17 protein-coding genes and 1 pseudogene are annotated in these 13,897 nt (G+C 67.9%); 5 read left to right on the forward strand and 13 right to left on the reverse strand.

From position 1 onward, the window contains the following. Positions 1-8: 8 nt before the first annotated feature. Both A5648_RS14110 and A5648_RS14115 read right to left on the reverse strand, forming a co-directional pair. The gene (locus A5648_RS14110; protein ID WP_065025149.1) at positions 9-836 is read right to left on the reverse strand and encodes an SDR family NAD(P)-dependent oxidoreductase; all 828 of its coding nucleotides are present in this window, start codon (positions 834-836) and stop codon (positions 9-11) included. Continuing rightward, positions 833-1,312 carry a nuclear transport factor 2 family protein gene (locus A5648_RS14115; RefSeq protein WP_065025150.1) on the reverse strand — a complete coding sequence of 160 codons (480 nt, stop codon included), beginning with the start codon at positions 1,310-1,312 and terminating at the stop codon, positions 833-835. Before A5648_RS14115 ends, A5648_RS14110 begins: the two co-directional genes overlap by 4 nt. 68 nt (positions 1,313-1,380) lie before the next feature. Between A5648_RS14115 and A5648_RS14120 the strand changes: the two genes are divergently transcribed. Further along, positions 1,381-1,623, forward strand: coding sequence for a hypothetical protein (locus A5648_RS14120; RefSeq protein ID WP_082966496.1), 243 nt, complete (start codon positions 1,381-1,383; stop codon positions 1,621-1,623). A gap of 12 nt (positions 1,624-1,635) precedes the next feature. Here the strand turns inward: A5648_RS14120 and A5648_RS14125 are convergent, their stop codons facing one another. From A5648_RS14125 to A5648_RS14155, 8 genes are all read right to left on the reverse strand, one after another. After that, positions 1,636-2,070 (reverse strand): type II toxin-antitoxin system VapC family toxin, encoded by a 435-nt coding sequence (locus tag A5648_RS14125; RefSeq protein ID WP_065025151.1) that lies wholly within the window; start codon positions 2,068-2,070, stop codon positions 1,636-1,638. Next, positions 2,067-2,363 carry a FitA-like ribbon-helix-helix domain-containing protein gene (locus A5648_RS14130; RefSeq protein ID WP_207511705.1) on the reverse strand — a complete coding sequence of 99 codons (297 nt, stop codon included), beginning with the start codon at positions 2,361-2,363 and terminating at the stop codon, positions 2,067-2,069. Before A5648_RS14130 ends, A5648_RS14125 begins: the two co-directional genes overlap by 4 nt. 71 nt (positions 2,364-2,434) lie before the next feature. After that, positions 2,435-4,078, reverse strand: a complete 1,644-nt coding sequence (locus tag A5648_RS14135) for an NERD domain-containing protein (RefSeq protein WP_065025153.1) — start codon at positions 4,076-4,078, stop codon at positions 2,435-2,437. A gap of 51 nt (positions 4,079-4,129) precedes the next feature. After that, positions 4,130-4,264, reverse strand: a complete 135-nt coding sequence (locus tag A5648_RS24930; protein WP_264079639.1) for a hypothetical protein — start codon at positions 4,262-4,264, stop codon at positions 4,130-4,132. A gap of 93 nt (positions 4,265-4,357) precedes the next feature. After that, entirely contained in the window at positions 4,358-5,665 is a 1,308-nt protein-coding gene (locus A5648_RS14140) for a cytochrome P450 (RefSeq protein ID WP_065025154.1), read from the reverse strand. Between the two features lie 20 nt (positions 5,666-5,685). Beyond that, positions 5,686-6,084, reverse strand: a complete 399-nt coding sequence (locus tag A5648_RS14145) for a type II toxin-antitoxin system VapC family toxin (RefSeq protein ID WP_065025155.1) — start codon at positions 6,082-6,084, stop codon at positions 5,686-5,688. Further along, entirely contained in the window at positions 6,081-6,326 is a 246-nt protein-coding gene (locus A5648_RS14150) for a type II toxin-antitoxin system VapB family antitoxin (RefSeq protein ID WP_065025156.1), read from the reverse strand. Before A5648_RS14150 ends, A5648_RS14145 begins: the two co-directional genes overlap by 4 nt. A 107-nt stretch (positions 6,327-6,433) precedes the next feature. After that, positions 6,434-7,414 (reverse strand): metallophosphoesterase, encoded by a 981-nt coding sequence (locus A5648_RS14155; protein WP_065025157.1) that lies wholly within the window; start codon positions 7,412-7,414, stop codon positions 6,434-6,436. A gap of 97 nt (positions 7,415-7,511) precedes the next feature. Between A5648_RS14155 and A5648_RS14160 the strand changes: the two are divergent. Next, positions 7,512-9,452 (forward strand): annotated as a pseudogene (locus tag A5648_RS14160) (SEC-C metal-binding domain-containing protein); the annotation flags it as partial. Positions 9,453-9,460: 8 nt separating this feature from the next. Here the strand turns inward: A5648_RS14160 and A5648_RS14165 are convergent. Next, a complete protein-coding gene (locus A5648_RS14165) occupies positions 9,461-9,853 on the reverse strand; it encodes a ferredoxin--NADP reductase (RefSeq protein WP_065025159.1) in 393 nt (130 codons plus the stop codon). A gap of 66 nt (positions 9,854-9,919) precedes the next feature. Here A5648_RS14165 and A5648_RS14170 point away from each other — a divergent pair, with 66 nt between their 5' ends. Then, the gene (locus tag A5648_RS14170; protein ID WP_065025160.1) at positions 9,920-10,255 is read left to right on the forward strand and encodes a hypothetical protein; all 336 of its coding nucleotides are present in this window, start codon (positions 9,920-9,922) and stop codon (positions 10,253-10,255) included. Here the strand turns inward: A5648_RS14170 and A5648_RS14175 are convergent. Then, positions 10,247-10,732, reverse strand: coding sequence for a winged helix-turn-helix transcriptional regulator (locus tag A5648_RS14175; RefSeq protein WP_065025161.1), 486 nt, complete (start codon positions 10,730-10,732; stop codon positions 10,247-10,249). The two genes, A5648_RS14170 and A5648_RS14175, sit on opposite strands and share 9 nt — an antisense overlap. A gap of 96 nt (positions 10,733-10,828) precedes the next feature. Here A5648_RS14175 and A5648_RS14180 point away from each other — a divergent pair, with 96 nt between their 5' ends. Together A5648_RS14180 and A5648_RS14185 are read left to right on the forward strand one after the other, a co-directional pair. Beyond that, positions 10,829-11,530: an SDR family oxidoreductase gene (locus tag A5648_RS14180; protein ID WP_065025190.1), complete on the forward strand. Its 702-nt coding sequence runs from the start codon at positions 10,829-10,831 to the stop codon at positions 11,528-11,530. 28 nt (positions 11,531-11,558) lie between these two features. Then, positions 11,559-11,984 carry a tautomerase family protein gene (locus A5648_RS14185; RefSeq protein ID WP_065025162.1) on the forward strand — a complete coding sequence of 142 codons (426 nt, stop codon included), beginning with the start codon at positions 11,559-11,561 and terminating at the stop codon, positions 11,982-11,984. 36 nt (positions 11,985-12,020) lie between these two features. On the opposite strand, the gene A5648_RS14190 is transcribed toward A5648_RS14185, so the two are convergent. After that, positions 12,021-13,685 carry an ABC-F family ATP-binding cassette domain-containing protein gene (locus A5648_RS14190; RefSeq protein ID WP_065025163.1) on the reverse strand — a complete coding sequence of 555 codons (1,665 nt, stop codon included), beginning with the start codon at positions 13,683-13,685 and terminating at the stop codon, positions 12,021-12,023. Positions 13,686-13,897 lie beyond the last annotated feature (212 nt).

Here is a 13,897-nt window from a genome sequence, read left to right on the forward strand (position 1 = left end):
GTGCACGCTCAATACAGCGGCCCGCCGCCGAACAGGTTGCGGTGTGAGTCGGGCTGGTTGCCTTCGACGTCGGTGACGCCGTAATCCAGGGCGGTCTCGGCGGTGATCAGGGTGCGTCCGCTGCGGGCCGCGATGTCCGGGTCGTCGGCCAGCGCGGCGATGACACGGCCGATGAACTCCGGCGTTTCGGCGTTGGCCAGCGGAAAGCCCTGGAAGTTGTCCAGGCCGCGATCCATGAAGCCCTGCATCACTTCGTTTCTCACCAGCCCCGGCCATAGTGACAGCGCGCTCACGCCAGTGCCGCCCAGCTCGACGGCCATGTCGGCGGCCATCTTGTCCAGCCCGGCCTTGGACATGCCGTAGAGCACCGAGTGCAGATGCCCGCGGGTGCCGAACGAGGAGATGTTGGCGATCAGGCCCGACCCCCGAGCCACCATCAGCTGCGCGGCGTGCACCGAGGCGACGTAGTGGGCGCGCAGCCCCACCCCGATCAGGGTGTCCCAGTCGGTCAGCGGGCGCTGCCAGAACTTCTCGGTGAACCCGGCGAACCCCTTCGGCGCTGCCCACACGTTGTTGACCAGCAGATCCAGCCGCCCGCCCTGCTCGTCGGCGATGCGGGCGAACAGCGCGGCGATCTGGTCGTCGTCGCCGTGATCGCACGGTACCGCGATGCCGCACCCGCCCCGCTCGGTGACGCTTCGGGCGGTCTCCTCCAGCGGGCCCTGGTGCCGCGCGGTGACGTAGACCGTCCAGCCGTGCGAGCCCAGCGCCAGCGCGATGCCCTTGCCGACGCTGCGGCTGGCGCCGGTGACCAGGGCGATGCGTGCGTCACTCATCTGGAGGCCTCCACCACGGCGTCGCCGAGTGGGCGCACCATCGACCACAGCTGGCGGAAGTGGGAGCGTGACATCTTCCAGTCCCCGCCCTCGATGACGTACTCGTCGTCGTACTCGCCGCTGAGCAGTCGCTCGGTGCGCTCAATCAGGTTGAGCTGACGGAACTTCAGGGTCCAGCGTCCGGTTGCCCGGCCGGGGCCGGTGATGGTGATGTCGGGGTGCATCGCGTGGTGCATGTCCAAGATGACGTGTTTGCCGTCCACGGTGTGCAGCGCGATGCGGCGGAAGACCGCGGCCATCTGGTCGGCGTCGGTGAAACCGCCCAGCGGGCCGTAGTCGAGGTCGGCGCCCTTGGCGATGAAGCAGGCGCGGAAGGTGTCGGGATCCTTGGCGTCGCAGGCCCGGAGATAGCGGTGCTTGAGAGCCTTGATCGCCTCGACCTGTTCGAGGGCGGCCAGCCGGTCTTCGATGCTCACCGCTCGACCCTACGGTTTTGTCGGTCGGCGGTGCGATGGTGGGCGTAACCGAGCAGAAGGAGCCCTCGATGCGCACGATCTTGCTGGTGGCGTTCAGTCTGGGTCTGGCTGTTCCGGGGGTCGCCGCCGCCGAGGTTCCGAGGCCGCCGTGCGCGGCGTTCGACACCTGCCGCTATATGCCCAATCCCTGGTACGACGGTCCGCTGATGCCGACCTGGAATCTGCCGGGTGTCTACGGTGGCCGCACCACCCTGCCGGTGATGTGCGACCCGCAGACGTATTCGTGCCGGACGTATGTGCCGGGGACTTAGGTAGCGGCGGAGTCAGATCGCGACGAAGCCGAGCAGTTCGGCGACCCGACGTTGCGCCGGGTCGCGTGAGGCGAACCCCTTCTGCTCGCCGGGCTCCAGCAGCGGCGGGACCACGAGCGCGGCGACGGCCAAGTGCCACGCGTCCATCGCACGCAGTGCGTGCTGTCGCACCAGTTTGAGGGCGTCTTCCTCCACCTGCTCCTGCCGCGCCCCCAGCACGGCCACCTTCTCGACAAGGTCGGCATCTAGCGCGGCAAGCAGACCCTTTTCGTCGGCACGGCCGGACCGTGCGGCGCGAACCAGCGCACCGGAGACTTCAATGCGGGTCCAGGTACCGGTCACGGTGGCGATCTCGGGATCGGCGAGCAAGTCAGTCGCCGGCTCATGACCGTCCTCGTCGGCAAGGTAGGCCCGCGCCAGAACCGACGAGTCCAGGTAGGCGATCACGGCCGGTCGCGCTCATCGGCGAGTAGGCGGTCGAGCTGTTCTCCCAGGCCGCGGGTCGAGGCGATCGCGCGCTGCCGGCGGGCGGCGCTCATCGGCCGGGCAGGCATCGTTCGCAGTGCGCCCGAAGCCGCGGCGGCCGCCCGGAGTTTCGCTCGCCGGTCACCGGAGTCCGCCTCGGCAGCGGCGTCGAGGATCCCGGTGGCCAGCGCATTGAGGCTGCGGCCCTCGCGCGCAGCACGGGCCAACAGTCGTCGGTGCAGTTCCTCGGGTACCCGAAGAAGAAGCTGCTTCACATCCCTGATGATAGCAATAACCATGCTTTGATATCACTATCATCGATTCACGCTGCGCCTGCCGCGCCTCGCTAGGCGATCCCCAGCTTGCGCGCCAGATCCGGCCCGCCCACATGGGCGATGAAATCCGGGTCGCCGCAGACCACGAGTTGATCCCGGGCCCGCGACATTCCGACGTAGAGCCGTTCTCTGGCCCGCTCGACCGGCCCGGCGGCATCGACCACCAGCACGACGGCCCGTCGCTCTAACCCCTTGAATCCCAGCACATGTCCGTAGAAGACCTGATCGGCGTCCCAGAAACTGTCCCAGTAGGCCGCGTTGCCCTGTTCCTGGCGGGCGACCTGCTCGGGGTGGCGGCTGCCGGTGGTCAGCAAGGCCACGTCTTCGGGACGCCAGCCGTCATCGAGCAGCTTCTCGACCTGATCGTCGCCGGTCTCCGCCGCATCAGCCCGATGGCACGGCACGAAGTGGACCTCGGGCCCGTCGGCGCCCAGGTAGCGGATCGGGTGATCCACCAGCGGCTGGAACGTGGTGGCGATCTGGCGGGTATTGCGCAGGTTGCGGTCCAGCACGAGCGGGACCAGCGGCACCGGCGGGGTGCCCTGTCGGTCGAAGACCCGCTGACCCTCATCGCTGAACACGAACAGCCCGCCCTCTTCGTCGTCGCGCAGTGACGCCAGCACCGGATCCCACCAGGCATCGGCGAAGTCCTGGGCCTCATCGACCACCACCGCGTCGAACCGTTGCCCGTCGTCGAGGTTCTGCGCCAATTCGAGCATCTGCTGCGGCAGCTGCTCCTCCCAGAAGCGCACCGACTCCTCCGGGTGCGTCGGGCCGTCGGGTGCGCCCCATTCCACACCCAGGGAATGGAATTCGCCGACGTAGGCGGGCTTCTGGCGGCGCTGCCAGGTCTCGGTGATCCGCTTGAGGTAGGACGCCAGGCCGTGCGAATAGCACAGCAGTGCAACGCGTTTCCCCTCGGATGCCAACCGGCGCGCCTGCTCGACCGCCAAATAGGTTTTGCCGCTGCCGGCGCTGCCGCGCACTTGCACCCGGTTGAGCAGCCGGATGGCCTCCAGGATCACGGCCTGCTGCTCGGTGAGGGCGTCGGCGGCGCCGTCGTTGGCCAGCGCGCGGGCAACCACGTCGCGCTGCGGCAGGCCCCGTCCGCCCAGAACGCTGCGGAACTGGTCGATGCCTTCGGCGCCCAGCAGCGGTCTGTCCAGTTCTTGACGGATCAGCACGTGACGCAGCCGGGATGCCAGCCGCGACAGATCGTTTCGGTCGATCACCTTCCAGCGGGGACAGTCGGCCAGCTCGAAGTCGTCGGGCAGCTCGGTGTGCGGCAAGGCCACGACGTGGTCCCAGCGCAGCCGGCCCTGCGTCCAGCGGGGATCGTGCTCGATGTAGTCCCGCAGCGCATAACAGGCCTCGCGGGCCTGGCGCACGGGTTCGATCCGGCACTTCTTGCCGCCGCGTATCTGACGCCACCCGGACCCGTCGTGCCAGACTTCGCCGCCTTTGACCTCGATGCAGATGATGCCGGCGCCCTCGATCGCGACGACGAAATCGATCTCGTGGTCTTTGAGGTGGTCGGTGACGCGCTGGCCCGCGACCACGACGTCACCGTCCTGGAGTTGCGCGATCAGCGCCTGGTAGACGTGGCGCTCGGAGGAGCTGGCGAACCTCGGGTTTTCCGGCAGTGAAACGGGCACGCCGATGAGCGTGCCACGTTCGGCGACTAGGGCTGCTGCAGTTGGGGCGAATCAGCAGACGCGGCCGGCGAAGAATGCCGCCGATACCAGACCGACGCACAACGCGACCGTCGTCTGCCCCATCAGGCTGGCTCCGACAGTGGCGGTGGCAGCGGTTACGCCCAGGCCGCTCAAGAAAGTCGTCATGGCGATCATCTCCTGTGGTCTAGATCACAACCATTATTTCATCGTGGTCTACACCACATCATACCTCTAAGGAAAATGCCAGTCGTGTCGCATTCACCGAAAAGCCGCCGAAATTTGATGCGGCTCTCCGACCTGCACGGTCAAGCCGGGGCGGGGCTGTAGGGCCGCGTACCCGCCGGCGCGTATCCGCTGGTCAAGAAGGTGCAGCCGCGTTCTGGTCAGGAGCCGGGCCAACATGACCGTCAGCTCGGCGGTGGCGAATGCGGACCCGATGCAGCGATGCGTGCCGCCGCCGAACGGCAGGAACTCGTACGGGGCGGGCCGGCGATACCCGGGGGAGGCGGGGTTCCAGCGGCGCGGCTCGAAGCGCAGCGGATCGGCCCACAGCTCGGGCAGCCGGTGGGTGACGTACGGGCTGAAGACCAGCGTGCGCCCAGCGCGGATGCGCCGGCCGTGAAACGACAGCTCGTGGGTGACCTTGCGCGCCGAGATCACCGCCGGCGGATAGAGCCGCAGCGTCTCGTGCACGACGCCGTTGAGGTAGGTCAGGTTCTTCAGGTCGGCAGCATCGGGGGTACGGCCGCCGGTGACGTCGCGGACTTCGGCGGCGGCGGTCTGCCACACCCCGGGCGTGCTCAGCAACGCATAAACCGCCCACCCCATTGCCGCACTGGTGGTTTCGTAGCCGGCGGCGATCAACGAGACGATCTGGTCGCGGATCTCGTCGTCTCGCAACGCGTCGCCGGCCTCGGTGCGCCCGGCGATCAAGGTAGTCAGCACGTTGTCGTCGGCGCTGGGATGGGTTCGGGCGCGGGCGATCTCGGTGTAGATCAGCTCGTCGACGCGGGTTCGGGCGGCCATCGCGCACCGCCAGGCCGGCATCTTCAGCCGGGCTTCGGCCTTGAGCACTTGGGGCAGCCGGCGGGTGAGGTCCATCAGCGGCTGCAACTGTTCGCCGAGGAAGTCGGCGTGGCCGGCCATCGCCTGGCCGAACAGTGTTTCGATGGCGCTGCGCCGGATCGCCGAGCGCAGCTGCGCGAAGATGTCGATCGTGTCGCCGGGTCGCCAGGTCTCGATGACGGTGTCGGCGTTGGCGGCCATGATCTGTAGGTAGCTGCTGACGTGCCGCTGGTGGAATGCCGGTTGGACCAGGCTGCGGCGGCGACGGTGATCGGCCCCGTCGCTGACGATCAGGGCGGTGGGGCCGTCGACGGGCACCAGCACCTGGAAGGCGTCCCACCAGTTGAAGGCATCGGAGTTGGCGAAGACGAACTTGTTGGCCTCGGCGCCGAACAGATAGACGTAGCCGTGGCGGCCGAGGCCGGCGTCGACCATCGGGCCGCGACGCCGATGCAGCGCGGCCAGCGCGTCACCGGGTCGATAGCGCACGAGGTGGGTCATGTGCGCCTCAGGGTAGTGGGCTATTCGTTGGCGGCGGACTGGATTCCGGTGTGCCCGAAGTCGTCGCCCTTCCACAGCAGCGGTTCACGAAGGTCAGTCGCCAGGGCGTAGGAGAGGCAGTCCCCGTAGTTCAAACCCGCTGGATGCCCGCTGCCCTTTCCGAAGTCCATGTAGGCCTGTCGGGCCAGCCGAGCCTGCCGCTCGGTGACCGGCTCGACCACAAAGCCGGCCTCGTCAAGGAATTCGTCCAGCGCTCTGCTGATGACGGGATCGCGTTGGGAGTCCAAGACGATCCCGCATTCGAGATAGGACGCCGCGGACAGCCGACGGGTCTCCGCCCTGGCGATCGCCCGGGCATAGCGATCCGCGTCGTCTTCATCTCGGAGGATCGCGATGATTGCCGAGGTGTCGGCGATCATGCGGGCAGGCCGCGCTCGTCGTAAAGCAGCGCGCCGTGGTCGACTCGCTTCGCCTCCGGGCTCATCCGGACCGCGGTCCGGCGACCGATAGCAAGCAGCCGGTCAGTGACGTCATCTGCCTGCAGGCGTGCCAGCCGGTCCCGCACCGCCGCCGCGACGGCCTGCGCCTGGGATTCACCGGTGATCCTGGCGATCTCCTTGACCGCTTCATGAACGGACGGGTCTTTGATGTTCAACGCCATGGTTGGTACCTTTCTACCGTATTGATGGTACCAGCGTGTTGCGCCGTCCGCGCCGGACCGAACGATGTGGGTGGTTCCCAATGGGATAGCGCCAGCGCTATCGCCCGTCACCGGATCTGCAGGTAGTTCTCGGGCTGGATCCGGCGCTCCCCCGACCAGCGGTAGGCGGTCATCGCCCCGCCGTTGACAGCACTGAAGTCCACGCACGCGGTGCGGTCGGTGAAGTCGTGGTCAGGTTCGGGCTCACCTTGTCGCCAGTAGTGGCCGTAGAACACCGGGACGTCGCCGGTGTAGACGAACGACTGGGTGCCGTCGGGCAGCAGCAGCTCCGGCAGCGGCGGGTAAGGCTCGCCCTCCGTGGTGGTGAAGCGGCTACTCATTTCGGCGATGTCGCGCAGGGCGTGCGCGCCGCTGTTCCACCAGCGCATCCGGGCGCTACCCCGGGGGTGGCCGTCCTTGTCGAGGTATTTGGGCTGGCGGTGTTCGACCAGGCTGATCTCGGGGCCCTTGAGCAGGATCTCGATCGCGTCGTAGAGCTCGTGTGCCTTGTCGTGTGCCGCCGCCAGATGACGCTCATCTGCAAAGGGAGCGCTGGACCCGCAGTGCTCTTGCACCACCGCCATCGACTTTTCATGCCAGCAGGCATGCACGACGCGCAGCTCGCCCAGGTCCAGCCACAGCGGCAGGGTGGCGAACCAGTCCAGGTAGTGGCGCTGTTGGTCGTCGGTGAGCTGGTCCAGGTACGCCGCGTGTTGCCCAGTGTGCTTCGCGTTGCGGTCTCGCAGGTATTGTCCGCTGCGCGCCGGGTGCTCGTGGTGGTAGCCCAGCGCGTTGAATTCGTGGTTGCCCATGACGATCTGGGCGCTGCTCGCGTCGACCATGGCCTTGGCCACTTCCAGCACCCGCAGTTGCCCCGGGCCGCGGTCGATGAGATCGCCGACGAACACCACTTGCCGGTCCGGGTGGAGGTATTCCGCTGCACCACTGGTGGTTTCGTAGCCGAGCTTGGCCAGCAACGCCTCCAGTTGGTCGGCGCAGCCGTGGACGTCGCCGATTATGTCGTAGCCGTGAACCGCGGACTCTGCCATCGGGGCCCCTCCTATCTCCTGGTAGTTCGATTGTTTCAGTGGGCTCCGACATCGATGATCGCTGCGCCGCCGGCCCGCCGACCCTAAGGTGTCAACCGTGACCGAACCCTCCGACGCGGTGCCGACACTTGCGGCGATCCTGACCGACCACGGACCGGCTTCCAAAGACGACATCGCCGACCGGTTGCGCGAGGCCGGGCTCGCCGACCCGGACGCCGTCATCGACGAGTTGCTCAATGAGTTCAGCTGCCCGGCCCGCCCGCTGCCCGATGGCCGGTGGGTGTGGTTACCGGCGGTGCTGGCCGGGCGGGTCTTTACCCACCGGCTCACCGCAGAGGAGCTCACTCACGACTTGCTGACGGTCAGCCCGGACCTGGCTCCGCTCGCCGAACTGTGCGATGACGACTATCCCGACCTCGCCGACGGCTCACCGGTGTCGGTGGTAGTGCCCGGTTACGACGACGAGCTGTTGGAGGAGCGCGGCATCCCGCTCGAGCTGGTCGACGAGCCCGGCGCTCTGCTGCTGAGTCCGGGCACGCTGGCCGGCCTGGGGGTGGCCGCCGGCGATCTGCTCGGAATGCGGTTGACCGACAAGGGAATCGGTTTGGAGCCGGTCACCGCGGCCACGGATACGACGCTCGGCGATCGGTTGACTGCTCTGCTCGACGCGGATGAGTCCCCGTCGCATTTCGCCTCCGTGGTATGGGCGGCCTGCGCGGCGGACCCCGCACTGTTCACCAGTCCGCTGGCCCCGCTGGGTGAGATCGCCGACGCGCACGGGCTGGCTCGCAGCGGTAGCTGGCTGGCGCCGGCGGGGTTCGACTTTCCGCGGTGGCGCTTCGAGGGCAGGTGTGCGCTGCTGGCCGACCGGTATGGCCTGGATGCCGAGGATGCGTTCGCGGTGGTCACGTTGCTCGAGTTCTACCGTCGGATAGGCGGGCTGCTCGGCCTCGTCGACGGCGAGGGGCCCGCCGAGGGCCAAGGGCGCGTCGATGACAATGTGGCCGCCGTGATCGGCGAAGTCGGTGCGGCCCTTGTCGATCCGCTGCTGGCGGAGGTCTTCGTGGCAGAGACCGAGGCCGACGGCGCGTGGGGTGGTGCCGCGCTGGGTCTGTTCGCCGAGACGCTGGAGCCGAAGGTGCCGCGCTCGGCGCGGGTGGCGACGCGCTGGCTGCAGGCGGTGGCGTGTGAGCGGCTCGGCGACATCGCCGGTGGCGAAGACGCGCTGCTGGCCGCCGAATCGTTGGACCCGCACTGGCCGCTGCCGCTGTTCGACCTGGCGCGACTCGCCTCCGACCGCGGCGACGCCGAAGCCGGCCTGGAGCTGCTGCGTCGGGCCGGCGCCGGCTCCGAGCATCCGCTGGTGCACCTGCTCGAACAGCACCGGGCGGCGCCGCGCAATGACGTCGGCCGCAATGAGCCGTGCTGGTGCGGCTCGGGCCGCAAGTACAAGAAGTGTCACCTCGGAGGTGAGCAGCTGTCGCTGGCCGAGCGGGTGGGCTGGCTCTACGCCAAGGCCCACCAGCAGCTGCGCGGTGGCGAGTGGGGCGAACTGTTGGCAGCGGTGGGCTATGAACGCGTCCGCCACCTCGAGGACGAGCTCGACGATCTGTTGACGGAGGCGCGGGCCGATCCACTGGCGATCGACACGGTGTTGTTCGAGGGCGGGGCGTTCGCCGAATTCCTGGAATTACGCGGCGAATTGCTGCCCGACGACGAGCGGCAGCTGGCCCAACAGTGGCTGGGGGTGCCGCGCTCGGTGTTCGAGGTCGAGCAGGTGCAGCCCGGCCACGGCGTCACCGTGCGCGACGTGCGCACCGGCGAAGTTATCGAGGTCACCGAGCGGGGCCGCGCGCTGCAGCCCGGGCAGCTGATCTGTTCACGGGCGCTGCCGACCGGCGAGGGTTTCGCGTTCTTCGGCGGGATCGACCCGGTGCCGCCGCACGAGCGCGATGAGCTGCTCGCGCTGCTTGACGACGAGCCCGATCCGGTTGAGCTGGTGGGGTTTCTGAGTCGGTGGCTCGCCGAGCCGGGCCTGGACGACGATCAGTAGCCGTAGAACTCGGCGGACTTGATGGCGTCGTCATCGACGCCCAGGTCCTGCAGCAGGTCGAGCATCGCCAGCGCCATCGGCGGTGGCCCGGCCACGTAGTAGACCGGGCTGGTGAGGTCCGGCAGGTGCTGTTTGAGCAGCTCGGCATCGATGACTCCGGTCTGGCCCGACCACGGCTGAGCTGAGGCGTCCGGGTCAGTCATCGTGGCGATCAACCGGTATTGCGGATTGGACCGCTGCAGCTCGTGCAGCTCCGGCAGGAACGGCGCCAGTTCGGGCCGCCAGTTGGAGTAGAAGAGATACAGCGGATGTTGCAGGGCTTCGCGCGCGGCATGCCGGGCTATCGACAGGAACGGCGTGATCCCGATACCGCCGGCGATCAGCACTGCCGGCCGGGCTGAGCATCTCGACCTGGCTCACCACCGTGGACATCTGGTCCACAAGTTCAACAGATGCTGCCCCAGCTGAAAATCGGTGTGAATGCGCGGGCCTCGGTGCGCGGCGTCGCCGAGTTGTTGATCGCGCATGCGTGCTTGCAGTGCCGCGTATCGCTGTACCAGCACCGACACAAAGACCGCGTAACGCCAGCAGGACGGTCGTTCGGTCAACAGGGCGTCCAGTCCCTCGGGGGTGTAGGCGACCTCGGCGATCTGCGGCTCTTCGTCGCCGTCGCCGGAGGGGTCGTCGGCCAGCTAGGACCCGCGCCGGAACGCAGCGCCGCACGAGCCCTCGCGGTCAACGCGTTCATGGCCGGCACGCTACGAGCGGGGTCTGACAGCTCAGGGTGAGCGGCGCTTGCCAGGCAGCCGGATCTGGATGTTTTCGGGTTCGATCGACGGGGCATCCAGGTCGTCGGTGACGCGAACCCCGATCCGGCGCTGGGTGCCGGCGGCGACGAGTTCCAGCGGCGGGCCACCGTCCTGCAGGTACTTGTCACCCCATTGCACCAGCGCCACCAGGACCGGGAGCAGATCCTCCCCCGCCGGGGTCAGCCGGTATTCGTCGCGGACCCGCTTGCCGCATTCCTGATAGGGCACCCGGGTGATGATCCGGGCGGCTTCGAGCTGCTTGAGCGCCCGGGACACGGCCGGCGCGGAGGCCCCGATCCGCTCGGTGAAGTCCTCGAACCGGGTAGTGCCGTAGAAGCATTCGCGCAGCGCCAAAAACGCCGTTTTGGTGCTCAGCACGTTGAGCAGCTTCGCCATCGAGCAAGCCTCACCGATCGACCATCGGGTGCGGTCGCGCAGGCGGGGTTCGAACTCCATGCCGACATACTACGTGACTAACGATTGCATTATCCAGCGATTCGTGGTTTTATCTGACTAACGTATTCGTTATCTAGCCGGAAGAGGGTGTTGGAGATGGTTGCAGTAAACGGAAAGGTGGTTGTCGTCACCGGGGGACGCCGGGGGCTGGGCGCGGCACTGGTCGATGAGGTGCTGGCCCGCGGGGCGGCGAAGGTGTACTCGACCGGTCGATCGGCGTTCAGCGATGGCCGGCCCCAGGTGGTGCCCCATGCCCTCGATGTGCGCTCGGCCGAGTCGGTGGCCGCGCTGGCGCGTGCCGCCACGGACGCCGATATCGTGTTCAACAACGCTGGCATCCTGCACCCTGGCTCGCTGCTGGACGGCGGGTTCGACGACCTGACAGACACATTCGACATCAACGTGTTCGGACCGCTGCGCGTCGCACGCGCCTTCGCCCCGATCCTGGCGGCCAACGGCGGCGGAGCGTTGGTCAACATGCATTCGGTGTTGTCGTGGCTGGGCGGTGCCGGGGCCTACGGGGCGTCCAAAGCCGCCATCTGGTCGGCGACCAACTCGCTGCGCTCCGAGCTGGCGACGCAGCACACGCAGGTGGTCGGCGTGCACGCCGGGTTCATCGACACCGACATGGTCTCGGAGATCGCCGCGGACAAGACCAGCGCGGCCGAGGTGGCCCGGCGCATCGTCGACGGCGTAGAGGACGGGGCTCTCGAGGTGCTCGCCGACGACATCAGCCTCGACGTCAAGGCCGCCCTGTCGGGCCCGGTCGAAAACCTGTCCGTCACCCTGCCGGTCTGAACGCCGGCCTGTCGAGAACGGAACCGCCATGCCGCTGTGGACGATTCACCACACCCCCGGGATCTTCAGTGCCGCCGACAAGCGCGAGCTGGCCGCGCGCATCACCGATCACTACGAGCGGGTCGGGCTGCCGCGTTTCTACGTGGTCGCCTTGTTCCAGGAGACGGCTCCCGAGGATCTGTATGTCGGTGGTGAGCCGACCCCGGCCGGGGTGCGCATCGTCATCGATCACATCGCCCGGCGCGCCGGCGACAAGGAGACCCGGCAGCGGATTGCCGTGGGGATCAAGAAGATTCTGGCGCCGTTTTTGGAGCGACATCCGGACGTGCACTGGGAGTTCCACGTCGACGAGACCAGCGAAGACCTGTGGATGATCAACGGGCTGATCCCGCCGCCAGGCGGATCGGAGGCCGAGAAGCGTTGGGCGAAGGAGAATGTGGTGTCGGGGTATTGAGGGGTATTGAGGGGTATTGAGGGGACCGCCTTATTGCTACCGCTCCGCGACGTGGCCGTTCTCGACCTGCCAGGAGCGGTCCAACCGGACGTTCTGCAACATCCGCCGGTCGTGGGTGACCAGCAACAACGCACCGTCATAGCTGTCGAGCGCCTGCTCAAGTTGCTCGATGGCGGGCAGGTCGAGATGGTTCGTCGGTTCGTCGAGGACCAGCACGTTGGTGCCGCAGGCCTGCAGCAACGCCAGGCCGGCACGGGTGCGCTCCCCGGGCGAGAGGTCATCGACCGCGCGTTCCACGTGGTCGGCGGCCAGCCCGAACTTGGCCAGCAGGGTTCGCACGTCGGCGGTCGACCAGGACGGCACTCGCTGCTCGAAGCGATCGATCAGCCGGGCGGGGCCGGTGAAATCGGCACGCGCCTGATCGATCTCACCGATAGCGACGTTGGCGCCCAGACTTGCCCGGCCCGCGTCGGGCTGTTGACGACCGAGCAGTAACCGCAGCAACGTCGATTTTCCTGCCCCGTTGGGGCCGATGATGCCGATCCGCTCGCCGGCATCGACCTGCAGCGACACCGGGCCGAGGACGAATTCACCTTGCCGCACAACAGCGTTGTCGAGGGTTGCGACGACCGAACTCGACCGGGGCGCGGCGCCGATGCTGAATTGCAGGGTCCATTCCTTGCGGGGTTCGACAACCTCTTCGAGACGGGCGATCCGGCTCTCCATCTGACGGACCTTCTGCGCCTGCTTCTCACTGGACTCGGTGGCCGCGCGGCGTCGGATCTTGTCGTTGTCCGGTGTCTTGCGCATCGCGTTGCGCACTCCCTGACTCGACCATTCCCGCTGCGTGCGGGCGCGGGCCACCAGGTCCGCTTTCCTCTCGGCGAACTCCTCGTACTGCTCGCGCCGGTGTCGGCGAACGACCTCGCGCTCTTCGAGATAGCTATCGTATCCGCCGCCGAAGACGGTGGTGGTGTTCTGGGCCAGGTCCAATTCGAGGACCCGGGTGACGCTGCGGGACAGGAATTCCCGGTCGTGGCTGACCAGCACCACCCCGCCACGAAGGTCACCGACGAACTGCTCCAGGCGGGCCAGCCCGTCGAGGTCGAGATCGTTGGTCGGTTCATCGAGTAGGACGATGTCGAATCGCGACAGCAGCAATGCCGCCAGGCCCACCCGTGCCGCCTGCCCACCCGACAAGGCGCTCATCGGCGTGGACTCGGGCCGCACCGTTTGCGAGTCCAGGCCCAGGTCGGCCAGCACGGCGGGCAACCGGTCGTCGAGGTCGGCCGCACCGGTGGCCAGCCAGTGATCCAATGCCGTGGAGTAGGCCTCAGCCGGATCGGTGGGCGCGGCAGGCTGATCCGGATTTGCCAGGACCGCGGCCGCGGCATCCATGGCGTGCGCGGCCTGAGCGCATCCGGTGCGGCGCGCGATATAGGCGGCTACGGTCTCCCCCGGCACCCGCTCGTGCTCCTGCGGCAGCCAACCCACGAACGCATCGGCCGGGGCGATGGTGACCGCACCGTGCGGCGGCTCGAGATCGCCTGCCAGGATCCGCAGCAGGGTGCTCTTGCCGGCGCCGTTGGCGCCCACCACGCCGATGACGTCGCCCGGTGCGACGGTCAGATCCAGGCCCTCGAACAGGGTGCGGTGGGCGAAGCCGCCGGCCACATTCTTGGCGACGAGCGTTGCGGTCATCGCTACATGGTCGCACCGGCCGGCGGCGGCCCGACGGGATGGCGGTGTGCGGGACATTTCCACACCGTCCGATCTGGTGAAGTGCGGGTAGACGGCCTCGCCCCTAGCCTGACCGCCATGGCCGAGGCGCTCGATTTCGTCGGGCCACTGTCGACGATTCTCACCGACGCGGCCCGTTGTATGAAGACCTCAGCGCGCGACTGAGAGAAGCC

Origin of the sequence: Mycolicibacter sinensis, from assembly GCF_001673565.1 — a bacterium.
Lineage (GTDB): Bacteria > Actinomycetota > Actinomycetes > Mycobacteriales > Mycobacteriaceae > Mycobacterium > Mycobacterium sinense_C.

Coding starts and splice junctions, on each gene's coding strand:
- A5648_RS14110 (WP_065025149.1), bottom strand. CDS start 836: ATGAGTGACGCACGCATCGCCCTGGTCACCGGCGCCAGCCGCAGCGTC.
- A5648_RS14120 (WP_082966496.1), top strand. CDS start 1,381: ATGCGCACGATCTTGCTGGTGGCGTTCAGTCTGGGTCTGGCTGTTCCG.
- A5648_RS24930 (WP_264079639.1), bottom strand. CDS start 4,264: ATGACGACTTTCTTGAGCGGCCTGGGCGTAACCGCTGCCACCGCCACT.
- A5648_RS14140 (WP_065025154.1), bottom strand. CDS start 5,665: ATGACCCACCTCGTGCGCTATCGACCCGGTGACGCGCTGGCCGCGCTG.
- A5648_RS14145 (WP_065025155.1), bottom strand. CDS start 6,084: ATGATCGCCGACACCTCGGCAATCATCGCGATCCTCCGAGATGAAGAC.
- A5648_RS14150 (WP_065025156.1), bottom strand. CDS start 6,326: ATGGCGTTGAACATCAAAGACCCGTCCGTTCATGAAGCGGTCAAGGAG.
- A5648_RS14155 (WP_065025157.1), bottom strand. CDS start 7,414: ATGGCAGAGTCCGCGGTTCACGGCTACGACATAATCGGCGACGTCCAC.
- A5648_RS14170 (WP_065025160.1), top strand. CDS start 9,920: ATGCTGCCCCAGCTGAAAATCGGTGTGAATGCGCGGGCCTCGGTGCGC.
- A5648_RS14175 (WP_065025161.1), bottom strand. CDS start 10,732: ATGGAGTTCGAACCCCGCCTGCGCGACCGCACCCGATGGTCGATCGGT.
- A5648_RS14180 (WP_065025190.1), top strand. CDS start 10,829: ATGGTTGCAGTAAACGGAAAGGTGGTTGTCGTCACCGGGGGACGCCGG.
- A5648_RS14185 (WP_065025162.1), top strand. CDS start 11,559: ATGCCGCTGTGGACGATTCACCACACCCCCGGGATCTTCAGTGCCGCC.
- A5648_RS14190 (WP_065025163.1), bottom strand. CDS start 13,685: ATGACCGCAACGCTCGTCGCCAAGAATGTGGCCGGCGGCTTCGCCCAC.